The 20,994-nt window shown below is 37.0% G+C and carries 10 protein-coding genes; 8 read left to right on the top strand and 2 right to left on the bottom strand.

Going from position 1 to position 20,994, the window contains the following annotated elements:
• Positions 1-45: 45 nt before the first annotated feature.
• Positions 46-1,458, bottom strand: a complete 1,413-nt coding sequence (locus B4F31_RS12850) for an arylsulfatase (protein ID WP_093302068.1) — start codon at positions 1,456-1,458, stop codon at positions 46-48.
• A gap of 31 nt (positions 1,459-1,489) precedes the next feature.
• Positions 1,490-4,609 (bottom strand): glycoside hydrolase family 2 TIM barrel-domain containing protein, encoded by a 3,120-nt coding sequence (locus B4F31_RS12845; RefSeq protein WP_286761438.1) that lies wholly within the window; start codon positions 4,607-4,609, stop codon positions 1,490-1,492.
• 267 nt (positions 4,610-4,876) lie between these two features.
• Between B4F31_RS12845 and B4F31_RS12840 the strand changes: the two genes are divergently transcribed.
• From B4F31_RS12840 to B4F31_RS12805, 8 genes are all read left to right on the top strand, one after another.
• Positions 4,877-7,885 carry a SusC/RagA family TonB-linked outer membrane protein gene (locus B4F31_RS12840; RefSeq protein WP_286761437.1) on the top strand — a complete coding sequence of 1,003 codons (3,009 nt, stop codon included), beginning with the start codon at positions 4,877-4,879 and terminating at the stop codon, positions 7,883-7,885.
• Positions 7,886-7,896: 11 nt separating this feature from the next.
• Positions 7,897-9,591 carry a RagB/SusD family nutrient uptake outer membrane protein gene (locus B4F31_RS12835; protein ID WP_286761436.1) on the top strand — a complete coding sequence of 565 codons (1,695 nt, stop codon included), beginning with the start codon at positions 7,897-7,899 and terminating at the stop codon, positions 9,589-9,591.
• 562 nt (positions 9,592-10,153) lie between these two features.
• Positions 10,154-13,159 carry a SusC/RagA family TonB-linked outer membrane protein gene (locus B4F31_RS12830; protein ID WP_093302060.1) on the top strand — a complete coding sequence of 1,002 codons (3,006 nt, stop codon included), beginning with the start codon at positions 10,154-10,156 and terminating at the stop codon, positions 13,157-13,159.
• A gap of 10 nt (positions 13,160-13,169) precedes the next feature.
• Positions 13,170-14,765: a RagB/SusD family nutrient uptake outer membrane protein gene (locus B4F31_RS12825; protein ID WP_093302058.1), complete on the top strand. Its 1,596-nt coding sequence runs from the start codon at positions 13,170-13,172 to the stop codon at positions 14,763-14,765.
• A 115-nt stretch (positions 14,766-14,880) separates the two neighbouring features.
• Entirely contained in the window at positions 14,881-16,179 is a 1,299-nt protein-coding gene (locus B4F31_RS12820; RefSeq protein WP_232228820.1) for a DUF3472 domain-containing protein, read from the top strand.
• 42 nt (positions 16,180-16,221) lie between these two features.
• Entirely contained in the window at positions 16,222-17,166 is a 945-nt protein-coding gene (locus B4F31_RS12815; RefSeq protein ID WP_075326301.1) for an NAD-dependent epimerase/dehydratase family protein, read from the top strand.
• A 124-nt stretch (positions 17,167-17,290) separates the two neighbouring features.
• Entirely contained in the window at positions 17,291-19,117 is a 1,827-nt protein-coding gene (locus B4F31_RS12810) for a DUF4091 domain-containing protein (protein WP_286761435.1), read from the top strand.
• A 186-nt stretch (positions 19,118-19,303) separates the two neighbouring features.
• The gene (locus tag B4F31_RS12805) at positions 19,304-20,548 is read left to right on the top strand and encodes a sugar MFS transporter (protein WP_093302052.1); all 1,245 of its coding nucleotides are present in this window, start codon (positions 19,304-19,306) and stop codon (positions 20,546-20,548) included.
• Positions 20,549-20,994: the final 446 nt, after the last annotated feature.

Below are 20,994 nucleotides of genomic sequence, written 5' to 3'. Positions count from 1 at the left end.
ATTAACGAAACGAAAGTTTTGATTTAGATATTAATGGTATTTTTTCTAAAAATTAAAGTTCTTGTTCGGTGTTCTTACAGAATTCATTAATTGCGATAGTTCAAGAGTTTTTTGAGGATATTCTTCTGCGAGATTCGTTTGTTCCCCTGGATCTGATTCAATATTAAATAGCGCTACCGGAGCATTTGGATTTTCATTTACATTAAGACGAATAACTTTCCAGTCTTCTTGTAATAAAGCTTGTTTCCCACCAAACTCGTGAAACTCCCAGTATAAATATTCGTGTTGTTCTTGATTTCCTTTTCCCGTAAGTGTCGGTAAAAAAGAAAGGCCGTCAATTGAATTTCCTTTAATTTTGGCCTCAGTAATTTCTGCAAGAGTAGGATAAACATCCCAAAATGCTCCTTTAAAATTGCTGGTACTACCGGCTTCTACTACTCCCGGCCACTGAACAATAAATGGCTCCTTAATTCCTCCTTCATATAAATCTCTTTTCACTCCACGATAATCACCGCTACTTCTAAAAAAGTCAACATCTGCCTGGCGTCGTCCGCCTTCCAGGTGGGTACCGTTATCACTAGTGAAAATGACTATAGTGTTCTCTTCAAGCCCCTGTTTTTTTAATTGGGTTATCACCTTCCCTACGTAAGCATCTATACTTTCCACCAACGCCGCATAGGCCGCTTTAGGATATTCTTGTGAACCGTAATGTCGTCCTTCAGGCCAGGCTTTCTCCGGCTCATATTTGCTTGAGCCATCTTTGTTTAAATGCGGCTCTATATATGTGTTAGGGACAACAAGTTCTGCGTGAGGAATGGTAAACGATAAATACAGAAAAAATGGAACATTTTTTTTCCGTTCTTCAATAAAGTTAACTGCAGCATCGGTAAACAGTTCATTGGCGTAACTATTAGGAGGGGTTTTCTCTTTAGTTAATAGTCCGTTTTCTATCACATCCAGGGAATCGGGTTGTTGATAATGGGCGTCTACATGGTGCAAATGGCCAAGAAATTCATCCCAGTCCCTTTTTTCGGGTGAACCAGTGCTACCGGCAAGCCCTAGCCCCCACTTCCCATACATTGCAGTGGTATATCCCTGCTCCTTTAAAATTTCGGGGATAATTTTCTTGTCGGGATTTAGCGGAAATTCCCCATTCCCTCTTACTTCAGTATTTCCAGTATGTTGCCCGGTTAACAATGCCGCTCTAGACGGCGCACAAACGGTACTACCTGCGTAAAAGTTTTCAAATTTCATCCCATTTGTCGCCAGTTGGTCAATATTGGGAGTCTTAATAATATTCTGACCATAGACCCCGATATCTCCAATACCTAAATCATCAGCCATAATAAAAACTATATTTGGCATTGATTTTTGTGATTTCTCCTCTTGGTGCTTAGCGTTATCTCCACAAGCCAGAATAAGAAAACTTAACCCAAGTAGATGAATTATTTTTTTCATTTTAAATTTTTAAGCCTGTTAATAATCCTTGTTATTCCAAGGGAGAAATTATATAGCTATATTCATAATCCTGAAAAGGTATGCGGTACTTTTCTAAAGCAAGGCTACCCCAGCTATTAATGCCGGCCACACCCATTTGTTTGAGATCTACATCGAGATGAATTACATCATCTTCTTCCAATAGTCGCGAATGCTCCTGGCTCTTTTTTGCCGATGGATAAAGTTGTTCTAATGAATAAGGCAATGCGGAAACATTTAATAGCTTATCAATATAATCTATTTTTATTCCTTTTTTCTTTCCTTGAGAAACTGTTGCCCAACGTACATCTGTTTTATTCCCCGATTCCTGCGGACGGATATATGGATGATATTGATCTTTTACCAGGCCTTTATAAATTCCTACCATAGCGCTAAACTTTCTATCGGCATAGCTTTCCCAGGGGCCACGTCCATACCAGCTGAAGTCTTCCAGGTCCTTAGGTAATTGCATAGAATTTCCTACCTTCAACAATAATTTATGGTCTCCCCCAAGGGCTTTAAAACTATTCGTTACTTTTATTTTTGCGTTATCATATAACTCGAAAGTTTGAATAAATTCAGCATCATCATTGAGTAAAGAATAGTGTACTTCTACTAGATACCCTCCACTTTTAAGGTTTTCATGTCTAAAATTCTTAATCTTTAAACCTGGGTTTTTTAGATAATCCAAACTTTTATTTAAGCCCGCACCAAAATCATTATCGACTAAGGGTCGAAAAAGAGAAAGTTTAGGTCCTTTTTCAATTAGGATATCTCTCTTATATTCATAATCAAAAAACCGACCTGTTTTTTTATCAAATTTCACAGAAAACCTTCTTTTTGAGATTTTCAAAATTTCTTCAGTTTCTTCTACATTAAAGGTCGTCGGGTTTAATTTAGGCGCGGTAGATACCGGTTTAGTAATAGCAAATTCATCTTCTGCTAAAAGCGTACCCGCCTCCATTAAATTTTCATCACTGGCAAGTTTAGCTTTAATATGTACTCTGAATTCGGCAGTAGTATCCGTTGGAATTTCAAAATCTAATGGAATTTCAGTTATATTTTGCGAAGCAAGAGATATGGGCGCAACATTAGTTGAGTTTACTATTTCTCCATTTTTAAGCAAATCTATTTCATATTTAAAATTAGCTAGATCACGAAAAAAATACTTATTAGTAATTTCTATCCTTCGATTTGCATTATTAAATTCGAAGCCAATTTCCTGATGTACTTTTCTAACCTCATACGCATGAGGATTCCAGGTACGATCTGGCATAATCACTCCATTAACCAAAAAGTTATTATCGCTGGGGGTTTCTTCTGGACCCCAATCCCCGCCATAACTAAAAATTTTCTTTCCATCTACTTCCTTGTAAATCCCCTGGTCTACCCAATCCCAGATATAACCGCCCTGTAAGCCATCATATTCTTCGATAACCTCCCAGTATTCTTTAAAGTTACCCATACTATTGCCCATGGCATGTGCATACTCACTCATAATATACGGACGTTCCAAACCATTTTCAGCATAATATTTCATGGTATTGGGGTGAGGATATTGGGGTACAATTATATCTGTATTCCATTCGGTAGTGGAACGTTCGTATTGAACCGGCCGTGTAGGATCAAAAGCTTTAATCCAATTGTAAGCTTTATAAAAATTATAACCATTCCCGGCTTCGTTCCCCATACTCCAGGCCACAATAGAAGGAAAGTTTTTATCCCTCTCTACCATCCGTTTAATTCTAAGCATATGCGCGTGCTCCCATTCAGGATCATTTCCAAGGGTACGTTCAGGGTCATAATACATCCCGTGAGATTCTATATTTGCTTCATCAATGACGTAAAAACCGTATTGATCACATAACTCGTACCACCGAGGGTCATTGGGATAATGAGAAAGTCTAACCGCGTTCATATTAAGCTCTTTCATTATTCTTATATCTGTAAGCATTTGTTCCTCGGTAACCACATGGTGAGTTTCAGGATGAGATTCATGTCTATTTACTCCTTTAAACAAAACGGGTTTACCATTCACCAAAAATTGGTTGCCTTTCACTTCATAAGTTTTAAAACCGACTTTTTGTTTAATACTTTCTATAGTCTTTCCTTTTGGTGATTTTAAATTAATAATGAGATCGTATAAATAAGGCGTTTCAGCAGACCAGGCATTCACATTCTTTATTTTCTCTTCAAAACGCAGCAAGGTTATTCCATTTTTACGCTTTAAGCCAATAGTGGGTTTTTCTTCTTTATAGAGAAGAACACCATTCTTATCCTTTAAAAGAACCTCAACAATATTCTCACCCTGATCGGTATTAGTTCGATTCCAGAGTTCAATATCAAAGCTTAATTCTCCATCTCGATAATTATTAATTAACCCACTTTTTACAAAAAGATCGTAAAAATGTACCTGGGGACGCGAATACAAATAAACATTCCTCTGAATTCCACTAATTCGCCAAAAATCCTGCGCTTCCAGATAACTACCATCACTCCAACGTCTTACTTCCAGCGTAATTAAATTTTCACCTGATTGAAGATAATTTGTCAATTCAAACTCTGACTCCAGCTTACTATCTTCCCCCATACCAACATACTCACCATTCACATACAGCTTAAACGCAGATTTTACTGCTCCTAGATGGAGAAAAACTTGTTGATCTTTCCAGGCTTCCGGCAGTGTAAAATTACGGCGGTAAATACCTGTTGGTTGTTTTTTGTTTTCTATAAATGGAGGATTTGGATTATCTACCGCAAACTCAAAAGGATGGTTCACATATATGGGAGTGCCATACCCATTAAACTCCCAATTAGCTGGAACTTTAAAATCATCCCAGTCTGAATCATCGAAACTTTCCCTTTGAAAGTTTTCAGGAAGATATTTATAATGTTCTTTCCAAAGAAACTTCCAGGTGCCGTTAAGATCTAGAAATCTATTTGATTTTGATTTATCTCTGAGATGGGCAAGTTCTTCATTTTCAAAAGGAAAATAGGAAGCCCGCATAGGTAAGCGGTTCTCTTCCTGATAATTTGGATTTTGGAAGACATCTACATCGTTTTGGTGTTGGGCAAATATCGAGGTGAAACAAAACAGGAAGAAAAAAGAAACAGAAAAAATTATCTTTATCATTACAAAATATTTTAAAAAACAATGTTACGAAATTTTTTATTTTTCATTATATCAATTTTTTAAATTTTATAAATACTTTTCTTATACATACTATTATTATTCTTCCGAAACTATGACTAACAGACCCCAACCATCTTTATTTTCTATTTTTTTGTTAATTTTTTTGTTAATAAATTATTATCAATATATTAGCGAAAGTTTTCGAAGGTTTTTATTTGCTTTTATAGATAATTACCGCTAATTTACTAACAAAAACAAAATTATATCATGAAAAACTGCTATTCATTAATACTTTTTTTCTGCATAATGTTTTCTTCTTCGGCTTACAGTCAGGAGAAAATAGAGGTAGAAGGAACAGTTCTGGATGCTGAAACGGGTATTCCCGTACCTAGTGCCAATGTTATTGAAAAAGGTACAACAAACGGGGTTTTAACAGATTTTGACGGTAACTTTAAAATTGACGTTCCCAGAGATGCAACGCTGGAAATTTCTTTTTTAGGTTATGCTACGCAAGAGGTAAAAGTGAATAGCCAAACCGAAATCCAGGTTTCGTTAGAACAGGACGCCGCGGCACTGGATGAAGTTGTTGTAGTTGGATATGGCTCACAGAAAAGAGAAAGTTTAACAGGATCCCTACAAACCGTGGAAGGAGATGAACTTAGAGATATCACAACACCTTCGGTTGAAAATATGCTAAACGGAAAAGCGGCAGGAGTATACGTAGCGCCAGGATCTGGCCAACCTGGGTCCAGAGGAAGTGTGGTAATTCGGGGACAGGCAACCTTAAGCGGAACTACCAGCCCACTATGGGTTATTGATGGGGTTATAGTTGGATCTGGGCCTGGAGAATTAAATCCGGATGATATTGAAACTATGACCGTACTAAAAGATGCAGCCTCAACTGCTATTTACGGTTCTCAAGGTGCTAACGGAGTTGTTGTGGTAACCACGAAGAGGGCGAAACTAGGAAAAACAACAATAAGCGCCTCTTCTAATATAGGTTTTAATGAATTGAATAACGGGAATTTGGAAATGATGAATGGAGCGGAGTTATATGATTATTACGCTTCATTTGAAAACGCTGATCAGATTTCATTTCCCCGCTGGAACGAAGAATTACGCAACAGTAATTTCGATTGGTGGGATCTAGCCACTACTACCGGGTTTACACAAAATTACAATGTTTCTGTTCAGGGTGGTTCTGAAACACTTAGGTCTTATATGTCTGTAGGTTTGTATGATGAGCAGGGCGCTGTTAAGGGCTATGATTATACCCGCTACAATTTCAGATTCAGAACTGAATATAAACCTACTGATTGGTTGACTATAAAACCATCAATAAATGGTTCACTTCGAGATGTGGAAGATCGGCAGTATTCTACAACGGCTATGTATTCCAACTTTCCGTGGGACAGTCCTTATGATGAAGACGGGAATTTAGAACCTCATCGTTCTAGCAACTGGGTAAATAGTGCCAGCACGAATTACCTGTATGATCTTCAATGGAATCATTCCTCAAACAAAAACTATGAGTTTATGGGGAATATGGATTTTGATATTGAACTGACCGATTGGTTAACGTTTTCTTCTGTTAACAACTATCGCTACAACAGCTATAAATCTAAAGGCTATACCGACCCGCGTTCTAATGGAGGCCAGAGTGTTAATGGACGAATAACCGATTATCGATCGGAATCCACACGCAGATACACCAACCAAATTTTACGATTTGACCAAAGTTGGGGCAAGCATGAACTTAACGGAATTCTTGCTTATGAATTCAATGACTACCGCGGTGAAACCCTTGATGCTTATGGAACCGGATTTATACCTGGTTTTGAGGTATTAGATGTTGTATCTGTACCGGAACGAACCAGAGGAGGTATTAGTGAATGGGCTGTACAGTCTGGTCTTTTTAACGCAAATTATTCCTATGACACCAAATACCTTGCTCAGGTTTCTTTTCGTAGGGATGGTGCATCCAATTTTGGAGATAATGCTAAATATGGAAATTTCTACTCGATTAGTGGAGGATGGAATATTCACAAAGAAAATTGGTTTAATGCAGATTGGGTAGACGCACTAAAACTACGTCTTGCCTATGGTTCTGTAGGAAACCGTCCAGGTTCCCTTTACCCGCAATACGATCTATATTCAATCTCGACTAATGCAAGTTACAATGAAAACCCAGGAGCATTAATTAGTCAGATAGGAAACGATGACCTAACCTGGGAAAAAACGTTTACGAGCGGCGTAGGATTTGATGCAAGATTTCTTAATGACCGAGCAAGACTAACCTTTGATTATTATGAAAAGAATACTGAAAATATCCTGTATCGGGTTCCTATTACGGGATTAACAGGTGTGACCAGTATTTGGCAGAACATTGGGGAAATGGAAAATAAAGGAATTGAAATTGCCATTGGCGGTGATATAATCCGAAACGAAGATCTAACCTGGAGTGTAGACTTAAATTTAGGGCATAATGTAAATAAACTCACAAAACTCTACGAAACAAAAGATGCCAGCGGAAATTATACTGTAAGACCAATTATTATAAGTGATGGGTTGGGAATTGCCGGTTCTGCACAACGCATGTTAGAACCTGGAAGGCCTATAGACACCTATTACTTAAAAGAGTGGGCCGGGGTGGATCCTGAGAATGGAGCTCCACTGTGGTACAATGTGGAAAGGGATGATCAGGGAAATGAAATTTCAAGAACTACCACTTCCAACTACTCAGAAGCAACATTTGAAAAAACTGGAAGAGTATCTCCTGATGTTTTTGGTGGATTTTCTACTGGACTATCATACAAACAATTCGACCTTGATGCTATGTTCGGTTATGCTTTAGGTGGTAAAATATATAACTATTCTCGTCAGGAATATGATTCAGACGGAACATATACAGATCGTAACCAAATGAAACTTAGACCTGGATGGAGCCGATGGCAACAACCAGGGGATATAGCCACCCATCCAATCGCTAAGTATAATAATCCTGATCAAGGTAATGCTACTTCTACTCGCTATCTGGAAAACGGTGATTTCTTAAAACTACGCTCACTAAGCCTGGGTTATAATATTGACCTTAGCCAGTTTGCTATAAGTAATGCACGTATTTCCTTAACTGGTGAAAACCTGTTCGTTATAACAGATTATTCAGGAGTAGATCCTGAAATTCCCGCGAGTAATGGAGCAGTGATGGGCTCTACCGGACCTGGAGTTTACCCATCCACACGTAAATTTATGCTGGGACTTAACTTAACATTTTAATAAAAAATATCATGAAAAAAATACTTATAGCCTTTTTGGCCACGACAGTACTTTTAGCCTGCGATATTGACCGTCTACCTCAAGGAAGCCTGGATTCCGAGACCATAGTCAATGATCCCGATGCTTCTCTTGAATCCCTGCTGAATGGGATGTATGCCCAGTTAAAAAGCTGGTCAGATCCTATGCACCGTATGGGTGAATATGCAGGCGACAATATGATGATTCGCGGCTCATCTACTGATGCGTTTTATGAATTTATATCATATTCTCGCACGCCAAACAATTATCGCCTGACACAATTTTGGGACTCAGGCTATAAAGCCATCGCACAAGCTTCAAATATTATTGATATGATTGAAGAGGGACAAAGTGAAGAGATAGATAACAACCTTGGCGAAGCTTACTACGTTCGGGGAATGATGTACTTTTACTTAACCCGTGCTTTTGGCCGTCCTTACTATCAAAATCCTCAAACAAACCTTGGGGTTCCTATAGTTAATGGTACACCTGATGATGTAATAAATTTAGAGCTTGAAGATCGTGCTACAGTAGAGGAAAGTTACCAACAAGCTATTACTGATCTAAAAAGGGCTGAAGAATTACTTACAATAGAAAAAGAATCAATTTATGCCACAAAAGAAGCAGCACAAGCTATGTTATCCCGTGTTTATCTTTTTATGAGTGGCACTTATGAATCTCCTAATACTGAATATACTCAACTGGCTGTAGATTATGCAACCGAAGTGATCGGTTCCGGCAAGTATTCGTTATTGCCAAGAGAGGAATTTATGGAGTATAACACCTTTATTCCCGAAAATAATGCAGAAACCATATTCGCAATAAAAAGAGTTGCATCAGAATTTTCAGGTTACGATCACTATTATGGTGTTGGAGGCATGTACGCCAATATAGGCGGTATGGGCTGGGGAGAAATGTATGCCAGTGCAAAATATATTGATTTGTTAGACGAAACAGGTCGTAATGACTGGCGCCCGGAAAGCTACAGTTTAGTAGATGCTCGTGCAGCCTTTATCCAGCCAACCTATGATAATAGTGCTCCTGAAGTTTTCCGCTTTATCAAGGAAGATGGTGACGATTTAAATTATGTACAGGCAGAGATTACTCGTAGTGGGAACACGATAATTGCGGAGGACGACACAGATTCTTATACACTCACTCCTGTTGACACTAATCAGGAGATTTATTCTATTCAATATAGAGATGGAAAGACTTATACAGGTGTGATAGACAACTATATTTCATTAAACCGGGTTTACCCACAATTTTACATTACTAAAGCTTCTCTAGAAGGAGAAGAATCTCACTTACACTCTCCAGTCATTAGTCGTTTAGGTGAAATTTACCTGAACCGTGCTGAGGCTTATGCAAAACTTGGTAATTACAGCGCCGCACTGGAAGATCTTAACACGATCAGGGAGCGTTCTATTGTAGACGGAGGTTACAGCTCGCTAGATGCTTCAAATGCCAGTGAAAGAATTGATAAAGAACGTCAGCTTGAATTAGCTTACCAGGCTGAACGAAGCTATGATGTTTTCCGAAATGGAAAGGCACTAACACGGGAATATCCAGGACCACACAACCAAAATGAGGTGATTCCCGCTACCGATTTCCGTGTGCTGTTTTATATTCCGCAGGATGCCATCAATTCATACCCGGGTACCCTTACGCAAAATCCAACCCAATAGTAAGCGTAAATATTTAATTGCAACCTGTTAAGACTTGTTGCTCTAAAAGAAGGTAACGTTTTACTTTCAAATATAGAATTAGCCAAATTCTATTCTTTTTAAAAAGCGTCTCGTTTAAAATTTTAACGAGACGCTTTTATTTAATACATATTTTATAATTATTCATATAAAACAATCAAAACCTTGTTTAGAGTTTCATTTAATTCTTCTCGCCAAAAGAATACTTCTGTCAACTTAAAATTGAACTTATAAAATTTAAACTTTCTCTTATCCAAATTTCCCCTTCTTCTCTTAACGAATATAATTTTAAAAACCTTTAATATATACACCTACTCTTAAGATAATTCCAACACCTTGTTTTTAAATAGTTTAAAAATTAATTAAACAAAAATCTTACATAAAATATTTCAATAAAAAAGAATTAAAAAAATTAAACTTACAAAAAACAATTTTTTAATAATTTATTTTGGATAAGTAAAGAAAACGTTTGAAATTGCAAACTATACGAAAGTTAAAACTTTCATTTTATTAATTTACCTTTAAATAATAACTAATAAATTTTATGAAAAAATTACTACTAACCTTCATTGTCGTGTTTTTGCCTTACATAATGTTAGGGCAGGAAACCATTGAAATTACAGGGACTGTTACAGACAACAGTATGAGCCTTCCTGGTGTTAACATCGTAGAAAAAGGTACCAACAACGGCACAATGACAGATTTTGATGGAAACTACACTATTCAAACGCCCAGTAATGCAGTTTTAGTTATCAGCTATATGGGCTATGCTACAAAAGAAATAGAGGTTAATGGCAAAACTAATATCGACATTGTTCTGGAGCAAGATGCTGCAGCTTTAGACGAAGTGGTTGTGGTAGGATTTGGCACCCAAAAGAAAGTAAACTTAACAGGTTCCGTAGCATCTGTAGATGGGGATATGCTTGAGGATAGACCTATGACCAGTGTATCTGCCGGACTTTCTGGATTGTTGCCGGGTGTTTCGGTAAACCAATCATCAGGTATGCCGGGTAACGATGGTGGTACTATAAGAATTCGTGGTACTGGTACTTTAAACCAGGCGTCTCCTATGGTAGTAATAGATGGAGTTGAAGGTTCCTTGAATGATGTTCAGCCAAACGATATTGCAAATATTTCAGTACTAAAAGATGCTGCTTCAGCTGCTATTTATGGTTCAAAAGCTGCTAACGGTGTCATTTTAATTACAACTAAAACCGGAAAAACAGGAGAACCTTCAGTACGACTAACAAGTAATTTTGGATGGCAATCTGCTACTAGATTACCAGATTATCTGGGATCGTACGACTATGCTGTGCTTTATAATGAAGCCTTAACAAATAGTGGTAAAGCCCCAAAATTTGATGAAAATGACCTTGAACTTTTTCAAAATGGAAGTGCCCCTTACAGCCATCCAAATACAGATTGGCAGGATTTACTGTACCAGGGATCGGGATTTGTCACCACAAATAATTTAGGCATATCAGGTGGTACAGAATACACTAAATATCGAGCATCCCTAAATTATCAAAAACAGGATGGGATAATAAAGCACACAGGGAAAGATGAGTATAATGCTCGAGTAAATCTTACAATCACCCCTAAAAAATGGTTAACCACCAATTTAAACCTGTCCTACACACAAATGGATCGTGAACAGCCTAACAATACATATGTTGGCGGCGGTTTAGATCAAATTATTAGGCAAACAAACAGAATTGCACCCTGGATTCCTTATAAAAATGAAGATGGCAGTTATGGGACCATTTCAGACGGCAACCCTATTTCCTGGATAGATATGGGGCCTCAAATTAATTATAACCGGAAAACCTTTGTGGGAATTGGTTCTATACAAGCCGACCTTTTCGAAGGATTTAATGTTAAAGCCCTTATGTCCCATAGAAATGTAGAAGAGGATAATTCAGAGATGAATAAAGAAATCCAATATAACGAGAACAAATACCACGGTCCAACAAAACTCACCGAAGACCTTAGAACAACTACTCGAAATACGCTTGATTTAACGGCTAATTACAATAAAACTTTTGAAAATGTACATAATGTAGGTGCTTTGGTTGGATACCATGCTGAATCTTATAATTTTAAAAGAACAACAGCTTACCGTGAAAACTTTCCAAGTAATGAACTTCCTAATTTAGATGCCGGCTCCACAAACGGCATGAAAAATACAGGCTATACAAGAGAACTAAATATGACCTCCTGGTTTGGTAGATTAAATTACGATTACCAAGGCCGCTATTTATTTGAAGCAAACTTAAGAGCAGATGCATCATCTCGTTTTGCAGAAGATAATAGAGTTGGAGTCTTTCCTTCTTTCTCTGCAGGTTGGAGAATATCTGATGAAAATTTCTTTGAAGGAATAAAAAGTACTGTGAACAATTTAAAACTTAGAGGTTCCTGGGGTCAACTTGGTAACCAGGATGCCCTAAATGACTATTATCCTACTGTACCAACTTTAGGTCTTGGAATAGACTATCCGTTTAATAGTGAAATTAATTCTGGAGCAGCCATTGCGAATGCGAAAAATGCAGCATTAATTTGGGAAAAAACTACAAGCTATGGATTAGGTATAGATGCCAGGTTACTTTATAAATTAAATGTCACCATAGATATATATAAAAAACTTACCGAAGGTATTATTATGCAAGTGCCCGCTCCCAACGAATTTGCATTAAATAACTTTTATGATAACGTAGGTAAGTTAGATAATAAAGGAATTGAAGTTAGTCTTGACTATACAGAGACCTTTGGCGAAATAGATTTTGGTTTTGGCGGTAATGTAGCCTACAATAAAAATGAATTAGTAGAACTTGCAGGTACAAATGAAGTTATTAGTGGACGTCAAATCCGGAAGTTAGGTGAATCACTTGATTCCTGGTATGGCTATAAAACCGATGGTTTACATCAAAACCAGGAAGATATTGATGCATATCCTACCAATACCTTGTATCCAGGACAGATTCAACCAGGAGACTTACGTTATGTTGATATCACAAACGATGGCAAGGTAGATGCCAACGATCGTGTGTTACTAGGCAACTCTACTCCTACTCTAAATTTTGGAGCTAATTTAAGTTTAGCTTACAAAAATTTTGATTTACTGGCAATCTTTCAGGGAGCCACAGGTGGCTATGGCTATATGGATTTTGATGCTATTGGCGCCGTTAATGGAGACGGACAAAAACCATCTGCAATGTGGTTAAACCGATGGACTCCAGAAAACACAAACACTAACGTGCCAAGACTCATTGATGCAATTAATGGACCAAGCATGCCTCAAAATTCTACCACAAGCTATTGGTTAAGAAGTACAGATTATTTAAGAATGAAAAATCTTCAACTTGGATATAACATTCCAACCAACGTTTTAGACGGCTGGAATATTTCAAAACTAAGAGTTTATTATACTGCTCAGAATTTATTTACTATTACGAATTATCTCAAAGGATGGGACCCTGAAGCGCCTTCCGGGCGTGGTAGTGGATACCCGGTTGTAATGACCAATTCTATCGGTTTTAATCTAACTTTTTAATTATTACAAGATGAAAAAATTAATTTACTTTATAGGAATCGTTTTTATATTCACCTCTTGCGAAGATTCTTTTTTAGACACAGCACCTAATGATGCACTTTCCCCTTCCACTTTTTGGAAAAGCAAAAAAGATTTAGATCTGGCGCTAACAGGCTGTTATAACGGCTTTGAAAGTGGTAACTCAATATTATATCGCGATGCTGGTTCTGATAATGCTTTCAATAATTTCCCCTGGGAAGGATGGACGAATATTGGGAATGGAAAATTATCACCAGCAGATCCCGGAGCATCGTATTACAACTTTGCCACAATAAACCGATGTAATGAATTTCTGGAAAATGCAGATAATGCAGTTGAAGTTCCGGAAGAAGATAGAATAATTTATAAGGCTCAAGCCCGCTTTATTCGCGCATATGAATATTATGTGCTTACCACAAATTATGGTGATATCCCTTTAATTACTGAAAATTTTGCTACACCCGAAGAAGCTAAAGTGCCACGAAATCCACAAGCAGAAATTCGCACATTTATTGAAAATGAATTAACTGCAGTAATCGATATTCTACCCGAATCATATTCAGGTTCAGAATTTGGAAAAGCTACAAAAGGGGCCGCTCAAGCTCTCCTTATGCGCTACTATCTATATTTTAAAAATTATGAACAAGCCTTAACAACAGCAAAAAGCATCACTGGCTATTCATTACACCCAAGTTTTAAAGGCCTTTTTGATCCAGCTAATGAACAGAATAACGAAATCATTCTATCTGTACAGCATACGCCTGATATTTATGCAATGAGTTTTACTCCATTCTTACCCAATAGTATTGGTGGCTGGTCATCTGTAGTTCCTACTCAGTCTTTGGTTGATGCGTTTGAGATGGCAGACGGAAGAACTATTCAGGAAGCTCAAAGCCAGGGAGACTATGATCCTGAAAATCCATTTATAAATCGTGATCCCAGGTTAAGAGCCACAGTCGTTTATCCCGGGCAGGTATTTGCCGGCAGGGTTTACCGCTCAATTGAAGAAGATGACCCAGATTACTATAATACAGCTGATAACGCTTCAAAAACGGGATATAATTTTAAAAAATATACCACTTTTATAGATATAGATCCCAGTGCTCCTTTCTGGAATATGGGAAATGATATCTTTCTTTTTCGATATGCAGAAGTTCTCCTGACTATTGCAGAGGCAAAAGTAGAATTAGGGCAAATAGACAGTGAACTTTATGAAGCAATAGATGCGGTGAGATTAAGAGCAGGGATGCCTGCAGTGGATAAGCAAAAATATGCTGATCAGGAAAGCGTGAGAAAACTTATTAGAAATGAACGAAGAGTTGAGTTTGCAATGGAAGGACTTCGTAGAGATGATATTATACGCTGGGATATAGCGTCTATAGTTATGAATGGTGAATTATTGGGCGCAAAAAGAGGAAGGGTTCTTGAGACTACTCAACCAAATGGAGATCATCATGTTTCGATGACGTTACCACGAAATTTAATCGAGACCAGGGAATTTCAAGCTCCTAAAAATAATCTTTTGCCTATTCCACAAAGTGCGATCGATAAGAATCCCAAACTGACACCTAATAATACAGGATATTAATTTATTTGAGTATGAGAAAGAATAATTAGAATTAATCTCTAAACAAGCTGCTTTCCCCCCAAACTAATATGAAACCCCAATAATATTAATTGGGGTTTCCTTAAAATAAAAATTGATGAAATTCAACATATACAAAGTTGCTATATTAATAACCTATCTGGGTATATTTTTAACTTCTTGTACACAGGATAAAGAGGAACCAGAATATACCTATCAAATTCCTTTAGGTGAAAATTCGTGGATTTCCAACAATCAGGAAGAAGATAGAAAAATTATTAAAAAAGAAGGTGTACATAATTGGGATGGCAAAAAACCTATTCAAAGTTATTTTAGAACCAACAAATCAGGATTGGTAAAACTTGGACTTAACCTGAAATCAACTTCAGGAAATACCAAACTAAAAGTATCACTGGCTGGAGAAAGCCACGAAATTCAGGTTAAAAACAAAGACTTCCAGAAGGTTTATTTAGGTGAATTTGAACTTGAAGATTCAGGTTACCAGCAAGTATCTATTAAAGTTATAGAACCGGAATCAAATGAAAAAATAACAATCAAAGAACTCCTTTTGGCTGGATCTGTTACCGAGGGGGAAGTGAATTTCGTAGAAGACAATTTCCATTTTGGTCGTCGTGGCCCTTCAGTTCATTTGCGTTACCCCATCCCGGAAGAAAGTAAAAAACCCACTTATTTTTACAATGAAATAGTGGTACCACAGGGAGAAGATGTGATAGGTTCTTACTATATGGCAAATGGATTTTCTCACGGTTATTTTGGCATGCAGGTAAATTCAGAAAATGAACGTCGAATCCTATTTTCGGTTTGGAGTCCTTACGAGACGCAAAACCCTGATGAAATTCCGGAAGATCAAAAAATTATTATGCTTAAAAAAGGAGATGATGTCTATACCGGCGAGTTTGGCAATGAAGGCTCTGGAGGACAGAGTTTTAAAAAATTTATGTGGAAAACCAATACCACTTACAAATTCCTACTGAAAGGTGAGCCTGCAGGTCCAAATCATACAGATTATTCCGCATATTTCTATACGCCAGAAAATAACGAATGGGAACTTATTGCAAGCTTTAGAAGGCCAAAATCCAGTAATTATTTAGGCCGTTTATATTCTTTCCTGGAAAATTTTGTCCCTGCTACCGGAGATATTTCCCGTAAGGCTCACTATAAAAACCAATGGCTTTATGATGAGGAACAGGGCTGGATAGAATTCACTGAGACCATTTTCACAGCTGATGCCACCGCCAATCAAAAACATAGGCTTGATTATGCCGGAGGAGAGACCACAGGAGGATATTATTTGAAAAATTGTGGCTTTTTTAATGAAACAACCGAAGTCAATACTAATTTTGAAAGGGAAGCAACCGGGAATGCACCACAAATAAATTTTGAAAATTTACCTTAACAACTCTAAATCAATCTTAAAAATACTTTCACTACTTTTTTAATGGAAAAAATATTAATTACGGGCGCAGCGGGACAATTAGGAGTTGAACTCACCACTGCTTTAGCTTCAAAATATGGAGCCAGTAATATTCTGGCCAGTGATATTAACTCAGAATCAGCTAAAAAATTTAATTCAGTAAAATTTCTAACCTTAGATGCTACCGATTCTAAGCACATTGAAAATATTATTGTAACTGAAAATATTACCCAGATATATCATTTAGCTGCTATCCTTTCAGCCAAAGGGGAAGATAATCCTCTTTTTACCTGGGATTTAAATATGCGGAGTCTCTTAGGAATTTTAGAGGCTGCCAGAAAATACCAGCTTAAAATATTCTGGCCGTCATCTATTGCTGTTTTTGGAAATGACACTCCGCGTAAAAATACCCCCCAAAACCCTAGAATGATTCCAGGTACAGTATATGGAATCTCTAAGCAGGCCGGCGAGCAGTGGTGTAATTACTATGCTAAAAAATTTAAAGTTGATGTGAGAAGCCTGCGTTACCCTGGCTTAATATCTTATTCAGCCCAACCTGGTGGTGGTACTACCGATTATGCTGTAGATATATTTTATAAATCTAAAGAAGATAAAAAATACACCTGTTTTCTTAGTAAAGATACCCGTCTACCCATGATGTATATGCCCGATGCCATAAGAGCCACATTGGAATTGATGGAAGCACCTGCTTCAGAAATTAAAACACGTACATCCTATAACGTTTCCGGAGTAAGTTTTACACCGGCTGAACTTGCTGAAGAAATCAATAAACATATCGCAGATTTCAAAATTTTATATGAACCTGATTTTCGACAACATATTGCAGACAGCTGGCCACAGAGCATTAATGATGAGGTGGCCGAACAGGAATGGGGTTGGAAACCTAAATACGATCTTAAGAAAATAACTATAGATATGCTTAAAAATATAAAATGTGAAGCCTATTAACCTGGTGAATGGTGGTTCAATCAATACCAAATTGAGCATCTAAATCAATATTGATTTTAATCCACTAAAAGCAGTATTTAGCGCTACAAGAAGCTAAATTGATTATAATATTCAATTTCATCATATGACTTTCAAAAAATTCAGAATAATAAAAACCTGGAGCGCTATTATTCTCCTGGGTTGGTTCAATTTTTCTCAGGCACAAAGTCCGGAAGGAGTCACTCACTCCGGGCAACACACAAACCAGATGCCTTTTCCAGTTGATTCGTATCACGAATTAGCAAACCCAACTCCCACTCCTGTTAAACTTTGGAATGATTCTCAAAGAACTATAGTGGGATGGGGTAAAACCAGTAAGAGGTACGAGAAAGAAAAACCGGTATCGAAAGATTCACTTTTAACTGATTTAAACCTGCAAGGCTGGAGGGGAGAAAAACTTTCTGCCCAATGGGTAGTTTCAGCAGGAAAAAAAGATTTAAGCCTAAGTGTAGAAATATCAGATTTAAAAAACAGAAATAATAACCAGGTTATTTCAAAGGAGCAAATAGAAAGTGCATTTGTTCGCTATGTATTAACCGATGAACTTAATAAAGATCAAAAAGGAGCCTGTGGCCATCGCGTCCCGGCAAACTTTGATTCAACTTTAGTGGCCGATGTTATAGATCATAAAATAAAAGATTTCAAGGTATTAAAACAAACTACAAGACCCGGCTGGTTATCCATTCAGGTTCCCCGGAATACCAAACCAGGGCTTTATTCGGGAACTTTAAAAATAAAGGATGGTAGTAAAATTTTAAAAAAGTTATTTATAACTATTACGGTAGAAGAACGCCGTTTGTCAGCTCCAAAAGAATGGAACTTCCATCTGGATCTATGGCAAAATCCATATGCTGCAGCCCGATATTATAAAACCGATTTATGGAGTGATGAACACTTTAAAGCTATGGAAGAGGATATTCATCATTATGTAAATGCTGGAGGAAAATCTATTACAGCAAGTATTATTGACCGTCCCTGGGATGGCCAAACACAGGATGCTTTTCATTCTATGGTTCGGTGGACTAAGAAGCTTGATGGCAAATGGGATTTTAGTTTTGATGTTTTTGATAAGTGGGTAGAATTTATGATGGATTCAGGCGTGACCAAACAAATTAATGCCTACAGTATGATTCCCTGGAAACTAAGCTTTGCTTATTTTGATGAAGCTGCCAATACTACAAAACACCTTAAAACCAAACCCGGAGAGGAAGAATACAAAAATTCCTGGACAGCTATGCTTAAAGCCTTCGCTGCCCATTTAAAAGAAAAAGGATGGTTTGATAAAACTTATATCGCTATGGATGAACGCCCTATGGAATCTATGGAAGCGGCTATGAAAGTTATAAAAAATGCTGATAAGAATTTTAAAATATCTTTTGCAGGTAATAGTCATCCTGAATTGTTTGATGCTATAGATGATTATTCAATTACATTAAGTGAAAATTATCCCGATAAAATTATTGAATCCCGTAAAAAACAGGGGAAAACAAGTACTTTCTATACCAGTTGCTCCCATCCCTATCCCAATAGCTTCACTTTTAGTGAGCCTTCAGAAACCGAATGGTATGGCTGGTATGCCGCCAATAAAAAGTTAGATGGTTTTTTACGTTGGGCTTACAACAGTTGGGTTCTGGAGCCACTTTTAGACAGCAGGTTTACCACCTGGGCAGCTGGAGACACCTATTTTATTTATCCGGGCGGAAGAACATCTATACGCTTTGAAAAGCTATTAGCTGGAATACAAGCCTATGAAAAAATTCAAATCTTAAAGTCTGAATTTAAAAGGAATAATAATACTGAAGCGCTTTTACAAATTGATAAAATACTGTCCTCTTTCACAATAGATGAGCTTAACAATAAATCAGCTTCTGTAATGATAGATAAAGCTCAAAAGGCTTTACAGAACTTATAAAAATATTGCTATGAAAATTTTAAGTGTATTCTTTATAAATCCAGTAACCGGGGTTACTGGTAAATTTTTCGCTTAAAATTCTAATATGTACCGATTATCATAAAATAACCCAAAGGCAAATTGAGCAATGAGCTAAGCCTTTATCACAATACTGTTTTAAGTAAATAGAATATTAAAAATAAATCCATGACTAAAGAAACAAACAAATCCATCATCATAATTGGAGTATTATTTTTCATTTTCGGCTTCGTTACCTGGTTGAACTCTGTCTTAATTCCATATCTCAAAACAGCGAGTCAGCTCAATAATTTTGAATCCTACCTTGTAGCTTTCGCCTCATACATCTCCTATCTGGTTATGGCAATACCTTCGGCATGGGTTCTAAAAAAAATAGGATTTAAAAAGGGTATGTCTACGGGATTAGTTGTTATGGCTGTTGGTGCCCTAATTTTTATTCCAGCGGCTATATCAAGAACTTACGTTTTATTCTTATTCGGATTATTTGTTCAAGGCACTGGTTTAGCCCTGCTGCAATCTGCTGCTAACCCTTATATTACCATTCTAGGTCCTATTGAAAGTGCGGCAAAACGGATGAGTATAATGGGAATCTGTAACAAACTTGCAGGAGCACTGGCCCCAATCATCTTTGGTGCTATTTTGCTTAAAAATATGGACAAAGTGGAAGCGAGCCTTACTGGGATGAATGCGGTAGAAAAAGCCGCTGAACTGGATGCGCTTTCAGCACGGGTAATAACACCATATATTGTAATGGCAATAATCCTTATAGGCCTTTCTGTTTTAATTTACTATTCATCATTACCTGAAATTAAAACTGATGAAGAAGATGAAACTCTCGCAGCCGCCAATAAAAATAAAACCAATGTTTTACAATTCCCTAATTTATTATTGGGTACCCTTGCAATGTTTCTTTACGTTGGTGTGGAAGTAATTGCCGGGGATACAGTGATTAGCTATGCCCGAGATGCCCACGATATCCCTACCAATGTAGCTAAATTTTTCACCACTTATACATTAATTGCAATGATTGTTGGTTATCTAATTGGTACCGTAACGATTCCAAAATATATTAGTCAGCAGAATGCCTTACAGCTCTCTGGAATATTAGGAATAATATTGGGCCTGGTCGCCATTTTTACAAATGGATACATATCGGTCTTAAGTATTTCTTTGTTAGGTCTTGCTAATGCCCTGGTATTCCCGGCCATATGGCCACTTGCACTACACGGATTGGGTAGGTTTACTAAAATTGGATCTTCATTTTTAATTATGGCCCTGGCGGGAGGTGCAATCTTACCACTTATTTATGGCTATCTTGCTGATACCTTTGATCCGCAATCAGCTTACTGGATTGTTATCCCAAGTTATTTATATATATGGTTTTTTGCAGTTAAAGGACATAAAATTAAATAATAGCTTTCTATAAATCTTTGTGGTTATGTAATAGCATCTTTCTTAAAAGATGTTATTACATAGGTGACCGTTTTTGTTTAAATTCAACTAAAATATTCGTAGATTTTAAGCTATAATTCAGTAAAGAATTTTGGAGCAAATTCACGCATTATTATTGAAAAATTTAATTTGATTTCGAGGCAGTCCTCGGAGCATTTAGTGCCGATTATCCAGTAAAAATCACTTTCTCTACTTCAGCTTCAGCAATTTACTCCCGCACAAACTTTAATTCTATTTTTTTACAAATTTGTCAACTTTCAAATGTTGATAAATTCATATTTAACTGATAATAAGCTTATTAACAATTTTTGTTTGATAACTTTTTTTAACAAGATTTTATATTCTTGTACTTCTTTGTCTATATTTACATTCCGCTTGAAACTATTACTAATCCAAAATCTAAAATT

Source organism: Salegentibacter sp. UBA1130 (genome assembly GCF_002311535.1).
Taxonomy (GTDB): Bacteria; Bacteroidota; Bacteroidia; order Flavobacteriales; family Flavobacteriaceae; genus Salegentibacter; species Salegentibacter agarivorans.
Note: the sequence above shows the minus strand (reverse complement) of the source record. Positions and strands in the feature narration are given on the sequence as shown.